The sequence below is a fragment of the Lachnoclostridium sp. An118 genome (assembly GCF_002160985.1).
GTDB lineage: Bacteria > Bacillota > Clostridia > Lachnospirales > Lachnospiraceae > Claveliimonas > Claveliimonas stercoravium.
The window spans coordinates 1-21,351 of sequence record NZ_NFLQ01000007.1 but is presented as its reverse complement, the minus strand read 5'-3'; the positions used below and the strand labels follow the sequence as shown (position 1 = coordinate 21,351).

The window sequence follows — 21,351 nt, the reverse complement described above, 5'->3', positions numbered from 1 at the left end:
CTTATAACTCCAGCTTCTTCACGATATTTTTCATCTGCACGCCGTGTACCAGCGTGGCTCCGCCGCGGATCGCCGCCGCCACGTGGACGGCCTCTGTCATCTGCTCCTCGCTGACTCCCTTATTCAGGCAATCGTTGGTGTAGGAGTCGATGCAGTAGGGACACTGCACCGCATGGGCCACCGCCAGGGCGATAAGGGATTTCTCCCTGGCTGTCAGGGCTCCCTCCGCAAACACAGCGCCGTAGTAGTCAAAGAATTTCTCCGCCAGCTGGGGGGCCTCCTCTCCAATAGTGCCAAATTTCGCAAGATCCTCCGGGTTGTAATAGGTTTCCATTACTCATTTCCTCCTTTTTGTCTTTTCTGTCTGTCCATATATATCTTTCGCAACATCACGACCAGCGCCGACAGTGCAAACAGGATCAAAAGTCCCGTCATCAGGAGCTGGGCGCCTCCCGTCAGCATACCTCCCACGTAGGAGTACACAAGGGTAGCTGGCAGCTGTCCGATTCCAGTGGCGATAAAAAAGGATTTAAAGGACATGGATGTAAGTCCCGCCGCATAGCTCACGATGTCGAACGACACAAAGGGAAGAAGGCGGCAGATCAGGATGGTGTTCCTCCCGTACTTCTCAAAAAATGTGTCTATCTGGACAATCCCTGCCTTGCTGGTCAGCCTCTCCGCCACATCACGGCCCAGGATCCTGGCAATGAAGAAGCACACCGCTGCCCCAGCCATAGCGCTGCTCCAGGAGAGGATGGCGCCCTGCCACCAGCCAAACAGATTGGCGTTGGCCAGGGTCAGCAGGAAGGCAGGCAGCGGAGCCGCCACAGACTGAAAGATCATGAGCATAAAGGACACCAGAGCCGCCCAGCCCCCGTAGGATGCCACGAAGTCTCTGACCACGTCAAAATCGCCGCTGGCGAACATGCCAAACACCCGGTTCATACTGCTCTTCACAGGCGGCACAAGAAAGTAGACCGCCACACCCGCAAGGATGACCACAAGGATGATCACCTTTTTTATCCAGTTTTTCTGTTTCATCTCTTTTTCTCCCTCCAATATGCTGACCTTGCTCTGTTGAGAAGGGACCGCTTTGTGTCCGGCGTCTCCTCCCTTCCCAGTATCTTCAGGAGCAGATGCTCTGCCCTGTATCCCTTTCTCGTGAACGCGCCGCTGCAGGAGGCACAGTAGGTGCAGACGGCCTCCTCTCTGTCCAGAGGCTCTGTCAGTTCCGCCGCGAGACGGGGTTCTCTCACACTGGCGCATCCCCCGAGGCCGCAGCACTGCACATCCTCCTCCACCAAGGGTTCTTCCTCCAGGAAGGGGCGTATCTTCCCCAGGAGCTCTTTGTCCCTCCGGTCCGGGCAGGGGGGAAAGACCTTGAGATGTCCGGGGACCCTCTGTCCCAGCCCCAGCTCCTGCAGCTTGCTGTAGATATCCGTCACCTTGGCCCGCAGACGCCCCTTAAGAAAATGGTAGCAGTTGGGGCAGAGCATGACCACCTCCTCCACGCCTGCCTGCTCCAGACGCTTATCTATTCCCGCCAGGATACGCGCTTCCCCGGCCTGCATGCCCAGCTCGGCCACCGGCTTCCCACAGCAGTCGAAGACCGTGCCCATGCCGGCTCTCTCACGCAGCAGCCTGGCCAGGTACCTGGTGGTCTCCGGGTAGAAGGAGGGGAAGTTGCAGCCGGGAAAGAGCACGCTTTTTCCCTCCGCGTTTTTGTAATTCCGAAAGCAGTAGTCCCTCTTTTCCCAGAGCAGCATGCCATAGCCCTTCTCCTTTGGCCTGCCCTTATTCTCCTCTGCCGCCTGCCGGCGCATCTCAAGGATCGCGTCCCGGCCGTCAATCCCCCTGGGGCAGACCCGGGTACATTTTCCGCAGAGAAAGCAGTGCATGGCCAGCTCCCGCAGCCTTTCCGTGTCACCGATATCAATCCCGTATTTTCCAAGAAAGACGCAGCTTTTCTGACACAGATGGCAATGCACGCAGGCAGATGGATCCGCTGTCTTCTTATTCTGATTCATCCGGCTCCTCCTGTATATACTTTTTCTTTAAAATGATCCCGGCAAAAACAACCACCACCGCTATGGCCAGGGCAACCCCTATGTACAGCATCCTGTTTTCTGCATCCGCAAGCCCCGCCGTGCCGACCGTGTACATGGCCGTCCCGGGGATCATGAACACAAAGGATCCCACCGTGTAGGTGCCAAAGCCAATGTCCGTCACGCCGTAGGCAAAATTCTGGAGATTGTAGGGGAAGACTGGCACAAGCCTGGTGACCATGAGGACAAATATCTGGTTCTTCCCGGACTCGTCAAAGAGCCACTTTTTCAGGTATCTGTTCTTCATGGCCGCCGGCCTTATGCTGTCCCGCAGGAAAAATCTCCCTGCCAGGAATGCCAGCACCGCCCCGGCTGTGGCGGCCACGGCGCACAGCACCGTGCCCAGCACCGGTCCGAACAAGAGTCCCGCCAGTATGGCAAAGGTGACACCAGGGAGGGCCAGGACGACACTCCCTATAACTGTCACCGCCATGTAGATGGCAATGGCCCCTGCCAGATTATCCCGTATCATATTTTTCAGAAAAGCCAGGTTGTCCGTATCCCCCAGATAGTCGGACCATCTGAACACATGATCGAGGATCAGGACCAGCAGTATGAGGCCGGCAAAGATCCAGAGCTTTTTGTTCTTCACTTTACGTTCCCTCATTCTTTCTCCCGGACATCAGCACAGCAATCCCGGTCTTGAGGAGCTGGACCGCTGCTGCCAGGAGAAAGAGAATACTGATAAAATAGTAATCTGACATAACCTCCGCAGAGCACCCCAGGGTATATCCCGCGTACAGCGCTGTCAGCATTACCATGCATACGTTCATGGCAGCTGTCAGCCTGGATGCCTCCTTCCTCTTTTTCACGAAAAGAAGAAGCACAAGGACAGTCAGTACCACAGCCGCTGCCACGCACGCCGCCTTCAGCGCATCCACAGGGTAATCCCTCTCCCAGGACATGTTTTTGTAGTTCAGGTATCTGACCATCCCCAGCTTTCGTCTCGCAAAATAATGTATGATCCAGGCGCCGGCAAAGGCCGCGATCTCCAGGGCCAGCGCCAGGATATATGCTATCTTTTTCATTGTCTCCTCCAGCTTTTGTCACGATGTTTTTCCGAGAGAAAAAGCGCTGCCGTCAGGTTAAACGGCAGCGCTTTTTACATCCTGCTCATCATTCGGCAGATTATGATTCGGCAGCTTTTTACTCAGCAGCTTTATCTGTCGGCAGCTCGCCTACTGTCGTGTGCTCACAGTCATCACTGGCAGGGTCGCCTACCTGTACCGGATAATCGTCATGCATCTGCCACTCATACCATCCACCGTCATATACGGAAATGCTGTCGTAGCCATTCTCGTAAAGGACAAGGAAGGGAACACTTGCTCTCCAGCCTGTGCCGCAGTAGAAGGAAAGCTCGTTGTCCAGTGTGAAGTCACAGTCTGCCCACACCTCCTCAAAGCCTGCCAGGTCCTTCACTGTCCCGTCATCGTTGAGGAACTGGTCCACATCTGTAGAGGAGTCTGAGCCCTTGCCCCAAACGGCGCCCTCCGGCTCGCCTGCTCTGTCAATGTAGTTGTATCCGCTTGTCTCTCCAAGCCACTCTTCCTCGCTGCGGATGCTGACCAGCTTAAAGTTCTCATCGCCACTCTCCAGCTTCGCCTTTGCGTCCGCAATGTCCAGACGGTACTCCGGATGTGCGGGAGCTTCTACGCCGAAGTCATCTGCCGCCTCACCTTCGTTTACATCTGTCTCTGTATCATATCCTGCCTCTGTCCATGCGTCAATGCCGCCGTTGATGATCTTTACATCCTCAACGCCTGCCCACAGATAGGCAAATGCCTGTCTGGCCGTACCGCTGACGTCCGCTCCGTAGAGGACCACCTTTGTATCCTTTGTGATACCATGGTCCAGCATATTTGAAACTACTTCGTCCGCTGCCAGCAGGTTGTATGCACCCTCCTCGCTTCCTGTGGCGTCTTCCACCTCACAGTTATCTACATAGATGGCGCCCGGGACATGTCCCTCATTGTAGGACACGCAGTCCGCCACGTCGCCGTAGCCTACCTCCGCGATCAGGATATCTTCGTATCCCTCCTGGTCACCGTTCAGCGCACTCTGCACCCACTGGGGTGTCACATACACGGTCCTTGTCTCCACCGGCTCTGCCTCCACATCCTCTGCCGCCTCGTCGGTTGTCTCGTCTGAGGACTCCTGAGCAGTGTCCTCCTCCGTGGACGACTCCTGGCCGCATCCTGCCAGCATAGCTGTTGTCATGGCCATACATAAAAGTGCCGCTAACACTCTCTTCTTCATAATACAATATACCTCCTTATGACTGTAGTATGTCCTCCCTTATTATATCCATTCGTCCAGGGCCCGTCCAATCGATAAGAAGTATATATAGGTCTATTTATAGACGCTGTCTATATGCATCACAGCATCTCTATGAAGGCGGCGATGCGGGTGTTCAGCTGCCCGATATCCGCCTGGGAATAGTCGGTCTCCACGTTGATGTAGGGAATGCCCTTCTCCTCGTTGACAAACCTGCGGATATCAAAGGACTCTACATTGTAGGTGTGGCAGGCCTGGAGGGTCATCTCCACCACGCCGTCCACCTTGTACTCGTCAATGAGGCGGCCCAGTAGCTCCAGCCTGTTGGGGTTGGGTGTCATGACGGAGCATCCGATATTCAGATACCTCCTCGCCAGAGCCTCGTATACATCCGGCTCCTCCTCGTCCACCAGCTTGTCGATGGATTTGGCTCCGCTGCAGTTCTCAAAGGTGACCACCACGCCTCCGTTGTTCTCCACCGCGTCGATGACCTTTTCTGTGGCTCCACCCACGGGACAGCCGGTAATCAGGATGCGGGGCTTTTTCTCCAGCATCTTTCCTTCCGCATACTCCTTTTTGATCTTCTCCACAAGAGCGTCCACCTCTTCCGGGATGGCCTTTCTGTCAAATTTGAAGGTGCTCCCGTACAGGACCTTGAATAGGTCATGTCCTGTGATGGGCACCGGATCGTTCAGCATGACTTCGTAGAGCTGCTTCAGGGACCTTCTGCCCGCATTGTTGACCCGGATAGCCTCCCGGATGTCCTCCTCCGTGATGGTCACATCGAACTTTTCCTCCAGATACTCTTTAAAACGGATGATCTCTCCCTTCCACAGCTGCAGTGCCTCCGGCCTCTGGGTGTTGGGGAGCTCCATGATAAACACGTCCTTAAATCTGGACATATACTCATACATCTTCTTTTTCCCGTCACAGGTAGTCTCTCCCACCACCACGTCAGAGAAATAGAAGAAGGGACATTTCTCTGTCTTGGCAAATCCATAGCTGGACTTGATAAGAGGACAGAGATTCTTGGGCAGGTCCCTCTCCGCGTCCGGTATAGTCTCGTCAGATGTGGAGCAAAGTCCCACTGTGGCTGCTCCCATGGCCATGGCGATCTCCTGGGGGAAGTAGGTGCAGTAAGCCCCCACGATGGGCACGCCCTGCTCCTTCAGCTTTTTCACCCCGAGGAAGGAATTCTTCCTCTGCTCTGCAAATTCTTCAAATACCTCTGGCAAATCCCTGATCAGTTCCATTTTATTTCTCCTTCCGTCTCTTTGTCTTCTCTTCAGCCAGCAGGGCCGCTCCCAGGGCTCCTGCGTATCTTCCCTTTTCTGTGGGGGACACGGTCTTTCCTATCTTTTCGGACAGGATTTTTGTGAAGTACCGGCTGTCCGAGAGCCCGCCTGTCAGGATGATCTGGTCGGGCAGATCCTTTCTCATGGCCAGCTGAGCCACCTTGGCCGCCACAGAATCCACCACTCCGGCGGCGATGTCCTCCCGCTTCCGGCCCTCTCCGATATAGTTGATGACCTCGGACTCCGCAAACACGGTACACAGGGAGCTGATAGACAGGGTCTCACCGCCCTCCGCCATGTCAAAGAGCTCCTGAAGGTCCACCCCGAGCCGGTTTGCCATGATCTCCAGGAACTTTCCCGTTCCTGCAGAGCACTTGTCGTTCATGAGGAAGTCCTGTACCATTCCTCCTTTCAGCAGGATGACCTTGGTATCCTGTCCTCCCACGTCTATGACCGCACAGTCACCGCTTCCCATCTCCCGGCCTCCTCTTGCGTGGCAGGTGATCTCCGTGATGACGTAGTCGGCGTACTCCACTGCGATGCGCCCGTAGCCTGTAGCCACCACTTTCGTCGTCTCTCCCGATACGTCAACGCCTTCCCGGCCAAGCCGTTCCCGGATGACCCGGGCCGTCTCCTTGCTGCTCCACCCTGTTGGGAGTGTGAAAGCCATCTCATGGTCTCCCCTTGCCACCACCTTGGCAGCTGTGGAGCCTATATCAATGCCTATGTAATCCATGCTTCTGTTATCCTTTCCGTCTTTTTTCGCGCAGTGCCGGCCGGTCAGCAGTACCGGTCCCTGCCCGGGTCCACATCCCTCTCCACCGCCGCGATATCCAGGATCTCAATCCGGTCCTCCTCCACGCACCGGCGGACCCTGTCCAGGTCCTCCTCCCTCACAAGGAGGGAAATCCCACAGCATTTGCTGGCGCTTCTGGGGGTAGGCGCAATGACCGCGCCTACCCCCTCTTCTTTCAGCTTCTTATAGAGCCTCATCCCATTGTCATGGTTGGGAAAAAGCACATAGTGCTGTACCTCTTTCATATCCTATGCCCCCAGCATCTCAATAAAAGCGCTGATCCTTGTGCGGAGCTGCTGTGCGTCACTGTCCACATAGTCTGTCTCTATGCCAAGGACAGGGATACCTGCCTTCTGGAGCTCTCTCTCCACCGTGTAACCCTCCACATCGTAGAGGCTGCAGAACTTCAGGTTCACGTCAATGACGCCGTCCACCTTGTACTCCCTGGCCAGACGGATGATATCGTCGATCCTGCCGTGGTTCGGTGTAAAGCATGCGCAGTTGATGCCCATATATCTCTCCGCCAGGGCATCGATCTGCTCGTCCACGGTCGTCTTTGTCTCATCCACCAGACGCTCAAAGTACCGGGTTCCTGTGCACATCTCCTCACAGACTACAGCGCCGCCGCTTGTCTCCACCAGGTTGTGGATCTTCCAGTTGGGGATGGCCAGCGGTGTGCCGGTAAGCATGATCCTCTTTGTTCCCTCCGGGAAGACACTGACGCCGTCTGCCACTCTCTGCTCCAGCTCGTCACAGAGCTTGTTTGTCATCTCCGTAAATCTCGTGGGATCGTCGTAGAAGGCAATCTGGGAGATAAGGAGAACGTCCTTTCCGCTGATGGGCAGTTTGTCGTTCTTTCTGAATGCGTAGAGTCTCTCCAGTGCCTTTCTCTTGTTGTTGATCATATGGATGCTGGCTGCCAGTTTCTCCGCAGTGATCTCATTTCCTGTGAAGTCCTCCACCACTTTTTTGAAGGTACGGATCTCATCCGCCCAGGAACAGACATCCTTCTCTCTCTTCATCTGGGGCAGGTCCATGACATGTACCGGTACATCCTCTGCCAGGATCTCCCATGCTTTTTTCTTGCCGTCGCAGGTCGTCTCGCCCACGTACATATCCGCAATGCGGAAGAAGGGGCAGGTCCGGTCCAGCCTGGCGCCCACAGACGCCTTGATGAGGGGACAGGTGTTGGTGGGAAGGACCTTCTCGCCTCCCGGCACCCAGAACTGGGAGCCGCCGCACAGGCCCGTGGCGATGGCATCCGCCGCAAACACGATCTCATCCGGCACATACACGCAGAAGGTACCAAAGACCTTTCCACCCTTTTTCTGGTGCTCGATGAGCTCCGCCGGGCGCACGCCATGGATCTCCGCCACCACAAAATTATAGTAATCCATGGACTCCGGCCTGTTCTCCTGGGAGAGATAGACGTCCCCAAAGGCCTGGGGCAGCACCTCGCAGAGCTGGTCGTGCGTCTCAACATCCATACCGAGTTCTTCCCACATTTTTCTGTAATCTGCCATAAAAAAACCTCCTCTTGCGTATCTGAATATTTTCAGAATTGTCCTTTTATAACCGTAACACGTTTAGAATTTCCGGACAATCGCAAGAGCGAGGTTTGCTATTGATTTTTATAATGTATCTTTTTATATATAGTTTTTTTCTATCAGCATGCCGCGAAGAGCGCGGATACAGCGGTCTATCTCTTCCTCCGTGTTGGAGGCGCTGAAGGCAAACCGCACCGTCCCCTGAGGAAATGTGCCCAGAGTCCTGTGAGCCATGGGCGCGCAGTGGAGGCCCACCCGGGTCATGATACCGTACTCCTGCTCCAGCCGGAAGGCGGCCACCGCATTGTCCCTGCCCTCAAGATCCAGGGACACCACAGCTACTCTCCCTTCCGTCCCCTGTCTTCCCGCAATGCGGACACCGGGGATTTTCTTTACCTCCTCCAGGAAATAGCCGGTCAGCTCCAGCTTCCTCCTGCGGATCGCCTCCACCCCTGTCTTCTCTAAATAGGACAGAGCAGCATGCAGTCCGATGATGCCTGGCAGGTTCATGGTTCCGCTCTCATACTTGTCAGGCAGAGTGCGGGGCATGTCCAGACTGTCGGAGATGCTGCCCGTGCCGCCTGCGATGAGGGGCTCCATCTGCTCATCCAGGCTGTCGGAGATGAGAAATCCTCCCACTCCCTGGGGACCCAGTAGCCCCTTGTGACCTGTAAAAGCCAGGAAATCCACGCAGGCCTCTTCCATATCCAGGGGGATGGTTCCCGCGCTCTGGGCCGTATCCACCACAAAGAACACACCCCTCTCCCGGCAGATCCTCCCAATGTCCTCCACCGGGACAATGGTGCCGCATACATTCGATGCATGGAGGACAATGACCGCCCTTGTGTTCTTCCGGATCATCCCCTCCACGTCAGCGGAGCGCACATTTCCCGCTCTGTCCGTCGGGATGCACTCCCAGGTAACTCCCTCCTTCTCCATACACCGCAGAGGGCGCATGACCGCGTTGTGCTCCATCCCGGTGACCAGCACATGGTCTCCCCGCTTTAAAAAGCCCCGGATAAAATAGTTCAGGGAGTGGGTGATACCCGGTGTGAAGATGACTCTCCGGGAGTCCGGAGCATGGAACAGCCGTGCCAGCTGTTCCCTTGTGTCCAGCACCGCCGCTTCCACCTCGTAAGCTTCCTCATAGTTTCCCCGGTTGATATTGAAGGCTCCCTCTGTGAGGAGGCGCCCCACCGCCTCCGCCACTCCCGGCGCCTTGGGCCAGGAAGTGCTCCCATTGTCAAAATAGATCTTGGCCTTTTCTTCTCCCATGTTCCCCTGCCTCCTTTTCGTTTGAGCTATGTACTCATTATATGTCTTTCCTCTCCCTCACCGCAAGATGGTTCTTTCTCTTTAAAAATGGCTTTTTCTGTGCCCCGCAAAGGGCTATAATAGAGAGGACTGGATAAAGGGCTGAAAAAGAAGCGGACAGAAGGTCCGCCGGCTCAAAAAAGGAGGACACTTCCATGATCTACGAAAAAGAATATTTTCCCCAGTTCCGTGAGTCCGACCACACCGGCCTTATAGGAGCAAACGGCTATTTTGAATATTTCCAGGACGCAGTGACCGCCTACATGCATGCGCTTGGCAAAGGCAACGACACCCTGCCTGAGACCTACGGCATCTGCTGGGTCTTCACAAAATACAGGCTCCACATCGAGAGGAGGGCAGACTACGACTCCCCCCTTAAGCTGGCTTCCTGGGTGGAAAATCCCCGCCCCTCAGTCCGTTTCCACCAGGCCTTCACTGTCTCCAATGGCAATGAGCTCCTGGCCAAAGGGCGGATGGAAAGCTGTCTGTGCGACCTGAAGGCAGGGAAGATCTGCACCTCACAGGACATCGGCTATCCCGCCCACGCCGACGAGGGCACTCCCCTTGACCTCCCACCCTTCCAGCGCTTTCCCAAAGCCGCGGAGGGCATGGAGCTCTGCTATACCCACACCGTCCGCTACACGGACCTGGACAAGAGCCGCCACATGAACAACCAGAAGTACATCCCTCTCTTCCTCAACGCCTTTGACCTGGATTTCCAGACAGGGAAACAGATCACGGACTTCGAGATACACTATCTGCGGCAGTGCTTTGAAAAGGAGCGCATCTCCATCTGGCGCGCAAGGAGGGAGGAAGATTTTCTCCTGGCAGGCGTGAAGGAGGACGGGACACTGGCAGTCCAGGCCAGCATCACCTTCTGGGAGGAGGACGGCGGCCATGCGTAGTCCCCTGACCTCCTCTGGTGCGGCCTCCGTCCCTGATCTCAGTGAACTTTACCGTGACTGCACCCTCTGTCCCCGCATGTGTCATGCCGACCGGTATGTCCATCCCGGCATCTGCGGCTGCGGCCCCGAAATCCGGGCCGCCCGCGCGGCCCTACACTTCTGGGAGGAGCCCTGTATCAGCGGGGAAAGCGGAAGCGGCGCTGTCTTCTTCTCCGGCTGCACCCTGAAATGCTGCTACTGCCAGAACTATCCCATCAGCCAGGGGGAGGTGGGGAAGGTCCTCTCCCCGGACCGGCTGGGAGAAATCTTTCTTGAGCTGCAGGACAAAGGTGCCGGAAACATCGACCTCATCACCGCCACCCAGTTCCTTCCCTCCATCCTGCCGGTCCTGGACAGGGTGCGCCCGAAGCTGCACATTCCAATCATCTACAACTGCGGCGGCTACGAGAAGATGGAGACGCTGCGGATGCTGGAGGGATATGTGGACGTATATCTGCCGGACCTCAAATATTTTTCTTCCCACAGGGCAAAAAAATATTCCGGCGCGCCGGATTACTTCCGGCACGCCTCCAAGGCTGTGGGGGAAATGATCCGGCAGACCGGAAAGCCTGTCTTTGACAAAAACGGGCTATTAGTCCGGGGCACTCTCATACGGCACATGGTCCTCCCGGGCCAGAGGGAGGAGTCCACCCGCCTGCTTGGCTGGATGGCGAAAAATCTTCCGAAAGACAGCTTTCTCCTAAGCCTCCTGAGCCAGTACACACCCTTTTTCAAGGCATCGGAACACCCGGAGATCAACCGCCGCCTCACCTCCTACGAGTACGGGAAGGTGCTGGAGGCGGCCCTGGAGCTGGGGCTGGACGCAGGCTATATGCAGGAGCGGTCCAGCGCCAGGGAAGAGTACACCCCTCCCTTTGACCTGGAGGGGCTGTAAAAACAGGCAAGCTCTCCTATGAAAATGTCTCCCGCAGGAACCGGTCCACCTCCCGGTTGAAGCCCTCCGGATTCCCGGCCGCGATAAAGTGGTCTCCCGGGATGATGCGAAGCTCTGCCCCCGGTATCTCCGCCGCGATCAGTCTGGTATGCTCCTCCCGTATCATATCCCTCTCTCCCGCGATCACAAGAGTGGGACTCTGGATGCTCCGAAGCTCCTCCGCTTTTATATCGGGGTCCTTCACCATAAGCCGCAGCAGCTCCGCGTTGGCTCTGGCCTTCCCGCTGAAATGTCCGAAAAAGTTGGCTATATAGTACCCCAGGATAATGGGTATCTGGACCGACAGCTTCACTCCCCCTGACCACAGGTTGGCTCCGTTCAGGATGAGGCGGTCCACTTTTCCCGGATACCGCAGGGCAAAGATGAGAGCGATGTTTCCCCCGTCTGAAAATCCCAGGAGGTCCGCCTTATCGATTCCCATCTCCTCCATAAATCCCCGCAGGTCCTCGGCAAACTGGCGGATGGTAAAGGGCGCTGTTCCCCGGGGAGATTTTCCATGCCCCCGGGTATCCACTGCAATGACCCGCCGCGTCTGTGAGAAATAGTCTATCTGGCGGTCAAAATAGCTGCTGTCCTCCCCGTTTCCGTGGAGGAGGATGAGGGGCTTGCCCTGGCCCTTTTCTGTATAGTACAGGTGTATCATAAGCAAATTCCTTTCTGTGCTTTTAATAAAGCTTTATCACACATATATTGACTTCACCGTAAATGAAGCCTCCTCCTTCGCTGTTCACCTGAAGCACCGCAGGGGCCGAAGATACATCCAAGATCTGGGAAAATGACATCCCGGCCGTGGTCCCCGGGGCGGTAAAGGTGTGAACGGCTGAAGCCCCGGCCACCTCTGTTCCCTGGGAAGTGAGGAACAATCTCACGCTCAGGGGGAAGGCAGCGCCCGGTCCCGGGGTGACTGCCCCGTGAAAGGAGACATAGTAGGTGCCCGGCTGCCGGATGGTGATATCCGGGCTGTTCTGCCCGTGGACGACCGCATCGCCCAGGACGGCACCGTTCCTGTCAAAAACAAGCGGCATCCCCGGAGTTCCCAGCTGCGGGGGCGTGGCAAAGGCGCTCAGAAGATTATCCGTCCCTCCTGCCGGCCCCTGAGGACCGGGTTCTCCCTGCGGCCCTGCCGGTCCCTGTGGGCCGGGTTCTCCCTGCGGCCCCGCCGGGCCCTGTGGGCCGGGAGGGCCCGGACGGCAGCACGGGCAGTTCTTTGAACACTGACAGTTCTTCTTTCTGTATCCGTCTTCACATTGCATTGCAAAAATTCCTTTTTGTTATCAGTATATGCAGAGGCTGGGAAGTGTAGCATCGGCGTCGCAAGATAGAGGGATAATAATCTCTCCTTACACACCTTTCAATTCACGACCTCACAAGGAGGTCGACAGCGACATGACCCGCACGTGGCGGGGATGGCATGCTTTCAATTCACGACCTCACAAGGAGGTCGACGTTCCCCCATCGTTCCCCAGAACATCACCCCGGCAACTTTCAATTCACGACCTCACAAGGAGGTCGACTATGACATGATAATAGCACATTTGCTGTACGTTTTCTTTCAATTCACGACCTCACAAGGAGGTCGACGAAGATCACAATGTCGTCAATGTTATCTGAGGTCTTTCAATTCACGACCTCACAAGGAGGTCGACAGAGTGAGGAGTAATGAACTTTGACCTTTTGACCTTTCAATTCACGACCTCACAAGGAGGTCGACTATGACATGATAATAGCACATTTGCTGTACGTTTTCTTTCAATTCACGACCTCACAAGGAGGTCGACCCTGCAGCTTTTGCGGATCATCGCACTCCTTGAACTTTCAATTCACGACCTCACAAGGAGGTCGACATACCAACTATCCGAGACCTGGCTGAATGGATTACCTTTCAATTCACGACCTCACAAGGAGGTCGACTGATTAGCCGCATCCTTGTACCCTCTTTTGGACCTTTCAATTCACGACCTCACAAGGAGGTCGACCCCACGCCACTGCTTTTCCGGGGAGTGACGTGATCTTTCAATTCACGACCTCACAAGGAGGTCGACGATTTGTCCTAACTTTAATAACTTTATCAAGATGCCTTTCAATTCACGACCTCACAAGGAGGTCGACTGAGATGTTCATAGACAACATGAAGGAGATATACGACCTTTCAATTCACGACCTCACAAGGAGGTCGACCACTGCCCCTTCTCGCCTTTACCGGTCAGGATGTTCTTTCAATTCACGACCTCACAAGGAGGTCGACTAATTTCATAGTCTCATCTCTCCTTTTCAAAATCTTTCAATTCACGACCTCACAAGGAGGTCGACGTCCTGTGAAACGTAATCATAGCTGTTCCACTGATCTTTCAATTCACGACCTCACAAGGAGGTCGACGAGTTGAAAATGCTCACATCCGTGGCGTTACTGATCTTTCAATTCACGACCTCACAAGGAGGTCGACACGTTTCCGGTTACAGGGGAATCCATATCGAGAAATCTTTCAATTCACGACCTCACAAGGAGGTCGACGGATAACCGGGAAGTTGTCGTTGATGATATTCGCCTTTCAATTCACGACCTCACAAGGAGGTCGACCCAGGTCAATATGTATCGCCTTTCCGATTTCGATCTTTCAATTCACGACCTCACAAGGAGGTCGACTGTGTCCTCAAGAAGGGAATTGCACACAGGGATCTTTCAATTCACGACCTCACAAGGAGGTCGACATATCCCTCTGTGCCTCGGTGGATGTCAATCGTCTTTCAATTCACGACCTCACAAGGAGGTCGACCTGCCGCATCTCTTTGGGCGATTCCAGATGCATTCTTTCAATTCACGACCTCACAAGGAGGTCGACATTGTTAAATTTTAGCTTATTGGTAGGAGTGTCCTTTCAATTCACGACCTCACAAGGAGGTCGACCAATCTTGTAGTCCCTGTCGCTTTTCCTGATTTCACTTTCAATTCACGACCTCACAAGGAGGTCGACGCAAGCCCCGGCATTATCACAGGACGAGATACGCCCTTTCAATTCACGACCTCACAAGGAGGTCGACTCGGTTCTACTACGATGTCCAATGTATTCTCGTCTTTCAATTCACGACCTCACAAGGAGGTCGACCCTTGTCCGATACCGCTCTTGTAGAACTTGGTGATCTTTCAATTCACGACCTCACAAGGAGGTCGACGGAAACGACTACAAAACAACGGCGAGTTTTGACCTTTCAATTCACGACCTCACAAGGAGGTCGACTTACCAGCGACATAGAAATTACAGCAACATGCGTCTTTCAATTCACGACCTCACAAGGAGGTCGACTTGCCCAGTCAGCGAACTCGTAGTCGTTCGTATCCTTTCAATTCACGACCTCACAAGGAGGTCGACTATACCCAATGTGCATTTCGTTGTCGGATAAGTCCTTTCAATTCACGACCTCACAAGGAGGTCGACCCGGGTCCTGGAAAAGCTGATGAGAGTTTTCACCTTTCAATTCACGACCTCACAAGGAGGTCGACGTCGAACTTCTTGAACGTGTGGTGCTGGAAGATTATCTTTCAATTCACGACCTCACAAGGAGGTCGACGCTTCCCGGACGTCTACGAAATCGGTATATCCGTTTCTTTCAATTCACGACCTCACAAGGAGGTCGACGGCATCCAATTCCTGATGTAGTCCACCGCATCATCCTTTCAATTCACGACCTCACAAGGAGGTCGACGTCTATGCAGTTGCGGATTGTTCTGCGGTGGATTGCTTTCAATTCACGACCTCACAAGGAGGTCGACGAATTCCGGCAGGCATATCTGGTTTCGATTACATCTTTCAATTCACGACCTCACAAGGAGGTCGACCGCCTGTATCCTGTCGTCCTGCCGCGTACTGCGTTCTTTCAATTCACGACCTCACAAGGAGGTCGACGTTAACACGTACATTCCCCGAGTACGCCGGATAGCTTTCAATTCACGACCTCACAAGGAGGTCGACAGTTCCGCCACCTCCGCCATCTGGCTTTCTTACCTTTCAATTCACGACCTCACAAGGAGGTCGACCGATGAACATTTCAGCCACCTTCATGCTGTCTTTCTTTCAATTCACGACCTCACAAGGAGGTCGACGGTATTATCCGCCCCAAACAATCACGCATAAAGCGCTTTCAATTCACGACCTCACAAGGAGGTCGACGAGGCTATCCAGTGCAATATGGGGAGCAGACAACTTTCAATTCACGACCTCACAAGGAGGTCGACAGCAAATTTGCGTAAAATTTTCAAGAAAAAACGCAAATATTTTATTCATAATCCACAAAACAATGGCCCTGTTTTTCCCTTTTAATGATATTTTCTTGTCACTTCACTATTTATGTCCTTCCTTTTCGGTGCGAATCCCCTGGTATTTTCTGTGCACTCCACATCCGCACTAGAAAATCAATGTTTCCATTACATCAAAGCTCGGTTTAATTCCTATGTGTTCTACTTTGCTTTTGTATTTATCACCCAAATTATAAAACCGCAGGCTGTCTGCCTCTTTGTCAATGATATCCTCTAAGATTGCCTTTACCTGCCGGTACTTTGTCGCATCAAGCTGACATTCAAAAACGGAGTTCTGCACTCGCTGCCCATAATTTACGCATTGCTTTGCCACTTTCCGCAGGCGTTTCCGGCCTGCAGCAGTCTGCGTGTTCACATCATATGTGATAAGCACAAGCATTCTAATCACCTACTTCCATAAAAAAGGAGGGTATTCATCCAAATCTCCCCGCAGATACCTGGCCAGAAGCATGGCCTGCGCATGGGGCACCATCCCCCATTCAATCTTTTCGTTTAGGAATGGATGTTTTATCATATCCTGTTTTCGCTCCTGCCATACACTCAGGAAATGCCTTCTGCCACTGTCGTCCATCAGAACCGCACCGTTTTCTTTTTGGATAAAATGTTCCTTTTTCATGATTTTTTTATTGATCAGGGTAAGAACAAACCGGTCCGCCATGACACCGCGCAGCTCTTCCATCACATCCAACGCAAGCGATATCCTGCCGGGTCTGTCCGTATGATAAAATCCCACATACGGGTCAAGTCCAACAGCCTCCAACGCTGAGCCACACATACCAGCCAGAAGACTGTAGGCAAAGGAAAGCATCGCATTAACAGGATCAAGCGGAGGTCTTCTGCTGCGCTCTCGAAAAGAAAAGTCCTCCTTCTGTTGTAAGATGAGCTGATCAAATACAGAAAAATACACAGACGCCGCTTCCCCTTCTAATCCCAGAAGCTTTGATGCGTCCCCACAGTTTCTGATATCCCTGAGGCTGTTATAGAGAAATGCTGATTTTTCTTTCAGTTTGTCTGCATCCAGCCGCATCGGATAGTCACGGGCTGCACGCTCTAAAATCCACCTTGCATTGTATACTTTCCCGAAAACAAAATTTCGTGCAATACAGATACTCTTCTCCCTGTCCTCGCTGACACGATATTGCTCTTTCCTCAGGGTAACGTTCCCTTTCACTTCCCCTGTCACTCTCGCCAGAAATCTTCCGTGTCCGGACATAAATGTAAGGTCGATATTTCTCCGGGCACATTCCCCCATCAGAGCCGGACTTGCTCCAGTATATCCAAAGGTCACAATGCTCTGGAGATTATGCAGAGGAATCCGTCCAATCTCTTCCCTGTCTTCCAGCACGACTACATTTTCCCCATCCAGAGAAAGGTATCGGTTTGCACTTGTCACATACAGGGTATTTAATAATCGCTTCATTCCGTCCCCTCCTCTTTCATTTTACTGTCAATATAGTCTTTTACAGAAAGGCTCTTATTCAGCACAGGCAGACAGATATCTTTCAGAGAACAGGCATTACAGCTTTTGCTCCATTTTACTTTCGGCGTATATCCTTGTCTGTAATACTTGTGCATCTCTGCAAACATATCCTGCACTTTGCACCGCAGCTCCTTCGTAAACTCTATCTTCTCGCGGTGGCGTGTTTCTCCATAATAAACTGCCCCGTAAGGGATATCACAACACAACATCTCTTCTAGACAGAGGGCCTGCGCTGCCACCTGCAGCGCATCCACATCATTTGCTTTCGGTCTTCCACGCTTATATTCCACCGGGACTACCGTATATTTTCCCTCATGCCCGGAAATCGGGATACCACTCTCTGATCTGTGGAACTCTACAACATCACACTCGCCGCTGACTCCCAGTTCTCTTGAATGTATCGGCATAGCTCTGACAATGAGCAGGTCACCGCGTTTCTCTTTTATCCCTGCATCATGAGCATTTTCATGGAGAAGCCGTCCTTCCACAGTCCTTACATTCTCCTGCCACTGAAGTTCAATGTAAGCAAGAGCCCACTGCCTCCGGCAGAAAGCAAAGTGCTGGATACCCGAAAGCTGCAGGAACTCCTCTTCATCATACAAAATCAAATACCTCCGGTTTCACACACCCGTCCAGCTCCCACGTAATATCATAGTCTTCAAACCTGGACGGTCTGCTCACTTCCTTTATGTTGAAACTTCTCTGTATCCTGCCGCTCGAGACAGCCGGCATCTTTTCCCCGTGCTGCCACCAGTACATTCTGCGCACTTCCATGCTTCCGTCCGGTCTCGCCGATGAAGCATCATTCTCAAATAATGTTTTCAGTGCTTCTTTCAGAACCTCTGCATCTTCCTGTGAAAATCCAGTCTTTTCCGCAAGCTGTACATTGACACTTCCCATGATTTTATAAACCGCATACCCAATCCGGTGTTTGGTTCCCATTGTATCCGACGCCTTGCTCTCTTTTCCCGCCTCACTGTTTACACTCTTGGTAATCTGCATACTGATGATGTCCACCGGAGACAGACTTACCGCCTGATGGATGGACACAGGACCGCGCACGCCAAAGGACACATCTTCCCCTTTAAATGCAAATACCTGTCCAAAGCTTCTCACATCAATCCATTCTTTACATGCAATCCGGGCACAGAGGTCCCGGTCTGCTTTTTTCTTCTTACTGATTTCTTTGTTCAGTTCTTCACAGCCTTCCGCGCGTTCCTTTAAACTGCGGAATCCGTCATCTGTCCTGTCGTCCGGCTGTACGAATACTCTCAGCCCCAAATCCTGAAATCGGTTCCTGATCTTTCTCTTGATACATACATCTGAAATCTCCCCGTATCCGTCCAGATTGATCCTGGGACGATTCCCATTCAGAGGATCACCGTTTGGATTGGCATTAGATACACTCACAAATAATGTAAAATCAATTTTTCCTTTTAATTCACTCATCATCATTTCCTCCCTCATTTTCTTTATTTCTATTATATTTCAGATCATAAGACTGGCTGTGGAATCCCAGCAGATAGAGCCCGTCCAGCTTGTCATTTTTTCGGAACTCATCCACGTCAAAAAGCTGGCAGATACTATCGATCAGGTTTTCATAGTACCTTCTCTCCGCAATCGAAAGCTTATTAAAATATGGCTGAAGGTTCTCTTCGATGATCTTCCATGTCTCAAATGGCCTCTGGGAAAAGGTACTCATATACCTCTTTGCATTTGTCACTCTCGAAGTATCCTTTTCTTTCTCAAATGTACGGTATTCGACTCTGTCTGCCACCGCTAGAAGTCTTCCGTACAGATAATCTCTGATTCTGCATTCCTTATTCAGTGCCACATCCCATTCCTCCTTCTCTCTTTCATATCTGTTTTTTTTCACAAATGAACAGGCCAGCGTCAATACCCGCTCCCAATTATAACGCTCTTTATATGCCTGCGGCATCGATGCCCGGTTCACAGCCGTCATGACCAGATCATAGGGAAGATTTCTGTTATCCCAAATGCAGGGCAAAAGCCGCCGGCCAAGCTCCGCATAGAGCTTTTTCCCATTCTTATCAGCAATCATGATCCGGCCGTTTGACTCCAGGCCATATAGAAGTTCTGCAATATCCCGCACTCCTGGCACACCGTAATAAATCTTCCTATGTCCCTCTTTGTATTTAGATTGCAGCCATCCGCACTGCTCATGCCATTTTTGTATATTGTCCAGATATCTTGCCGTGTCCATCGTCTTAAACTCTGCCACGGACAAACGGCCCGTTGTCGCCGCATCCAGTGCCATCAGGATCATATGCGAAGTATTCTCCACCCGGCTTCTGTACCCTTCCAACGCACGGTAAAACTGCTGTGCAGTCATAAAATTACCGTCATATGCCAGGGAATCCTCTTTTTCTTCCCATCCATCCATAGGGTCATCCCGGAACAGCTCTCCAAACTCTGCCGTTCCTTCATCTATCACAGTGTCCGCGTCTGCTGCCGAACTAACCGCCTCTGTGTCCGCGTCCCACGGAGGCATTTGCTTCATATCGGACTCCCATGTAACCATAGTCAGTGAGTCAAAACTCCTGCCCTGTCTGCGGATGATCCACTTGAGCGCATTATGCATTTTCTGGGACGTCTCATTTCCGATGGCAAACGCCTGCTCCTTCGTCGCAAAGCGTCCGCGGAATGTAAAGTTAGCCTCATCATTGGAGGAAATCAGTTTTGCCCCGTCCCCCTCGTTTCGGATCTTTTTGGAGTGAAGATAGGAGACGGTCTGCATTTCTCCTGTCAGATAATCCATATCTTTCTTTCCCTCCACAGAACGGTAGTACCGGATAAAGCAATCCCAAAGGGTAGAATCTTTCCAACACTCGTCAAATCCGTGATCCATCCCGTTTCTTCCTCTTACGATAAACCGAATGAATGCCATGTTTTGGGCAACACCCTCGATTTTAACCTCATCGGAAAGCCATCCCTCTTCATTTTGCTGCAAGATTTTTTCCTGTAGTAAATCTCGTATCAATGTGCCTTTCTTCAGATACAGCCAGATTGCATCCACTTTTTCATGAGAAAACGGGGAATGATGCCATTTTCCCAACTCCTCCATGTACAATTCGTGATAACTTTCCACGTCCCCTTTTTTATCCTGCACATATTCCCCATAATCACCTGCCAGATATCTTAAGTTGTCACAGAGAGGATGGGGCGCTTTTCCCGCAGTCCTGCTGCCTGATTTCTCCGTCACCGGAATGATCGTCAGCTTGTCCTCACTCCCCACCTTCACCGCCTCCAGAAATTCTCCCTCTGCATTAATCGTCACCTCAATCTGGGCGGTCACCGTAGTGTGAAAAGGAGGCAGGAGCACATAAAAAGTCGTCTCTGTCTTCCCGTTTTTCTGGAATGTCTTGGGCCGGATTTGCCCAATCTCAGAATAATTTTTATCATATAAATGGATCAGTTCCTCTTCCCAGCTCAACCTGTCACCTCCTCTCCCTCAAATTCCTGAAGTCCGGTAAAATTTCCCTGTCCGAATACTGTGCGCTTCATCTCTTTTACAAAACGTTTTTCCGGGCATTGTTCCGGACGCAGGAATTCGATGATTCCGCCTTTTTGCATGACCGGACGCCAGAAATTCACGGTCATCTTATCCTTCTCCTCTGGAAGTTCCGCTTCATCTGCATAGGTGATACCATGATACATAAAGCCGTAGGCCACCTCTCCGGGCATGTCATCGTAATAGCTTTTCTCCTCGCCGAACACACACGGTTCAACAAACGCCTGACATTCTCTGGTCCCTAAAAACACATCTCTCCTGCCGCCTCTTGCCACCATCCGTTTGGCAATATTGTGGTGCTTGTTCTCATTTCGGTCCTTTTCAAGCTCCGGATGATTGAGATTAAACTCAAAATGTGCCCGCACCTGATAGCATACGTCTTTTAGATAGGTATAGTATGCAAGCTCATTTCCCCCGTTGTATCCGATAGGGCGCATACCTTTTGTCTCTGTCTGGATTGGCCGCATCACACGAACTGCATCCACGATCCATTTGATCGTTGGTTTCCAGTAGATGCTCTCTGTGATCCCCTTCAGAGCTTCGTATGTCGGTATATGATAGCTGGATTTCTCTCCTCCTACCCTTGTCACGGGATCGGAAAAAAGCGCATAATCCCCATACACTTCAAATTCTATGGTATTTCTTTGTTTTTCCATTTCTTCACCTCCTCAAAAGTTTAGGTAGTGTCAAATACTACCTGTTTTTTTGTATCTAAATTCTATAGAAACCTTGATTTTTAGGGAAATCTTCAATAAAAAGAGCATTGACCTCCCTTTTCTGGTATAATGTCTATCGCC

22 protein-coding genes and 1 CRISPR repeat array are annotated in these 21,351 nt (G+C 52.4%); of the genes, 2 read left to right on the top strand and 20 right to left on the bottom strand.

The window, feature by feature from the left end; translation table 11 throughout:
• Window position 1: 1 nt before the first annotated feature.
• From B5E62_RS07700 to B5E62_RS07650, 11 genes are all read right to left on the bottom strand, one after another.
• On the bottom strand, window positions 2–334 hold the full coding sequence (locus tag B5E62_RS07700) for an arsenosugar biosynthesis-associated peroxidase-like protein (protein ID WP_087174047.1): 333 nt from the start codon (window positions 332–334) through the stop codon (window positions 2–4).
• Window positions 334–1,041 (bottom strand): TVP38/TMEM64 family protein, encoded by a 708-nt coding sequence (locus B5E62_RS07695; protein WP_087174046.1) that lies wholly within the window; start codon window positions 1,039–1,041, stop codon window positions 334–336. The genes B5E62_RS07700 and B5E62_RS07695 overlap by 1 nt, the downstream gene beginning before the upstream one ends.
• Window positions 1,038–2,027, bottom strand: a complete 990-nt coding sequence (locus B5E62_RS07690) for a (Fe-S)-binding protein (protein ID WP_087174045.1) — start codon at window positions 2,025–2,027, stop codon at window positions 1,038–1,040. Before B5E62_RS07690 ends, B5E62_RS07695 begins: the two co-directional genes overlap by 4 nt.
• Window positions 2,014–2,712 (bottom strand): TVP38/TMEM64 family protein, encoded by a 699-nt coding sequence (locus B5E62_RS07685; RefSeq protein ID WP_087174044.1) that lies wholly within the window; start codon window positions 2,710–2,712, stop codon window positions 2,014–2,016. The genes B5E62_RS07690 and B5E62_RS07685 overlap by 14 nt, the downstream gene beginning before the upstream one ends.
• The gene (locus B5E62_RS07680) at window positions 2,699–3,133 is read right to left on the bottom strand and encodes a hypothetical protein (RefSeq protein WP_087174043.1); all 435 of its coding nucleotides are present in this window, start codon (window positions 3,131–3,133) and stop codon (window positions 2,699–2,701) included. Before B5E62_RS07680 ends, B5E62_RS07685 begins: the two co-directional genes overlap by 14 nt.
• 118 nt (window positions 3,134–3,251) lie before the next feature.
• A complete protein-coding gene (locus tag B5E62_RS07675) occupies window positions 3,252–4,361 on the bottom strand; it encodes a sulfurtransferase (protein WP_087174042.1) in 1,110 nt (369 codons plus the stop codon).
• Between the two features lie 119 nt (window positions 4,362–4,480).
• Window positions 4,481–5,632, bottom strand: a complete 1,152-nt coding sequence (locus tag B5E62_RS07670; RefSeq protein ID WP_087174041.1) for a double-cubane-cluster-containing anaerobic reductase — start codon at window positions 5,630–5,632, stop codon at window positions 4,481–4,483.
• Between the two features lies 1 nt (window position 5,633).
• On the bottom strand, window positions 5,634–6,410 hold the full coding sequence (locus tag B5E62_RS07665; protein WP_087174040.1) for an acyl-CoA dehydratase activase: 777 nt from the start codon (window positions 6,408–6,410) through the stop codon (window positions 5,634–5,636).
• A gap of 44 nt (window positions 6,411–6,454) precedes the next feature.
• Window positions 6,455–6,715, bottom strand: coding sequence for a DUF3343 domain-containing protein (locus B5E62_RS07660; RefSeq protein ID WP_087174039.1), 261 nt, complete (start codon window positions 6,713–6,715; stop codon window positions 6,455–6,457).
• Between the two features lie 3 nt (window positions 6,716–6,718).
• A complete protein-coding gene (locus B5E62_RS07655; RefSeq protein ID WP_087174038.1) occupies window positions 6,719–7,993 on the bottom strand; it encodes a double-cubane-cluster-containing anaerobic reductase in 1,275 nt (424 codons plus the stop codon).
• A 123-nt stretch (window positions 7,994–8,116) separates the two neighbouring features.
• Complete coding sequence (locus B5E62_RS07650; protein WP_087174037.1) at window positions 8,117–9,292, bottom strand: aminotransferase class V-fold PLP-dependent enzyme; 1,176 nt, start codon at window positions 9,290–9,292, stop codon at window positions 8,117–8,119.
• Between the two features lie 194 nt (window positions 9,293–9,486).
• Here B5E62_RS07650 and B5E62_RS07645 point away from each other — a divergent pair, with 194 nt between their 5' ends.
• Together B5E62_RS07645 and B5E62_RS07640 are read left to right on the top strand one after the other, a co-directional pair.
• Complete coding sequence (locus tag B5E62_RS07645; protein ID WP_087174036.1) at window positions 9,487–10,236, top strand: acyl-[acyl-carrier-protein] thioesterase; 750 nt, start codon at window positions 9,487–9,489, stop codon at window positions 10,234–10,236.
• The gene (locus B5E62_RS07640) at window positions 10,229–11,170 is read left to right on the top strand and encodes a radical SAM protein (RefSeq protein WP_087174035.1); all 942 of its coding nucleotides are present in this window, start codon (window positions 10,229–10,231) and stop codon (window positions 11,168–11,170) included. Before B5E62_RS07645 ends, B5E62_RS07640 begins: the two co-directional genes overlap by 8 nt.
• 16 nt (window positions 11,171–11,186) lie before the next feature.
• On the opposite strand, the gene B5E62_RS07635 is transcribed toward B5E62_RS07640, so the two are convergent.
• From B5E62_RS07635 to cas5c, 9 genes are all read right to left on the bottom strand, one after another.
• A complete protein-coding gene (locus B5E62_RS07635; protein ID WP_087174034.1) occupies window positions 11,187–11,873 on the bottom strand; it encodes an alpha/beta fold hydrolase in 687 nt (228 codons plus the stop codon).
• A 22-nt stretch (window positions 11,874–11,895) separates the two neighbouring features.
• On the bottom strand, window positions 11,896–12,255 hold the full coding sequence (locus tag B5E62_RS07630) for a hypothetical protein (protein WP_087174033.1): 360 nt from the start codon (window positions 12,253–12,255) through the stop codon (window positions 11,896–11,898).
• 38 nt (window positions 12,256–12,293) lie between these two features.
• Complete coding sequence (locus tag B5E62_RS17130) at window positions 12,294–12,476, bottom strand: hypothetical protein (protein ID WP_162610276.1); 183 nt, start codon at window positions 12,474–12,476, stop codon at window positions 12,294–12,296.
• Between the two features lie 102 nt (window positions 12,477–12,578).
• Window positions 12,579–15,461: a CRISPR direct-repeat array (repeat unit 32 nt; unit sequence CTTTCAATTCACGACCTCACAAGGAGGTCGAC).
• Between the two features lie 169 nt (window positions 15,462–15,630).
• A complete protein-coding gene (gene cas2 / locus B5E62_RS07625; RefSeq protein WP_087174032.1) occupies window positions 15,631–15,921 on the bottom strand; it encodes a CRISPR-associated endonuclease Cas2 in 291 nt (96 codons plus the stop codon).
• A gap of 9 nt (window positions 15,922–15,930) precedes the next feature.
• On the bottom strand, window positions 15,931–16,962 hold the full coding sequence (gene cas1c, locus B5E62_RS07620; protein ID WP_087174031.1) for a type I-C CRISPR-associated endonuclease Cas1c: 1,032 nt from the start codon (window positions 16,960–16,962) through the stop codon (window positions 15,931–15,933).
• Window positions 16,959–17,624, bottom strand: coding sequence for a CRISPR-associated protein Cas4 (gene cas4 / locus B5E62_RS07615; protein ID WP_330398059.1), 666 nt, complete (start codon window positions 17,622–17,624; stop codon window positions 16,959–16,961). The genes cas1c and cas4 overlap by 4 nt, the downstream gene beginning before the upstream one ends.
• Window positions 17,617–18,471 carry a type I-C CRISPR-associated protein Cas7/Csd2 gene (cas7c, locus tag B5E62_RS07610; protein ID WP_087174030.1) on the bottom strand — a complete coding sequence of 285 codons (855 nt, stop codon included), beginning with the start codon at window positions 18,469–18,471 and terminating at the stop codon, window positions 17,617–17,619. Before cas7c ends, cas4 begins: the two co-directional genes overlap by 8 nt.
• A complete protein-coding gene (gene cas8c, locus B5E62_RS07605; protein ID WP_087174029.1) occupies window positions 18,464–20,476 on the bottom strand; it encodes a type I-C CRISPR-associated protein Cas8c/Csd1 in 2,013 nt (670 codons plus the stop codon). Before cas8c ends, cas7c begins: the two co-directional genes overlap by 8 nt.
• Complete coding sequence (gene cas5c, locus B5E62_RS07600) at window positions 20,473–21,210, bottom strand: type I-C CRISPR-associated protein Cas5c (protein ID WP_087174028.1); 738 nt, start codon at window positions 21,208–21,210, stop codon at window positions 20,473–20,475. Before cas5c ends, cas8c begins: the two co-directional genes overlap by 4 nt.
• Between the last annotated feature and the right edge of the window lie 141 nt (window positions 21,211–21,351).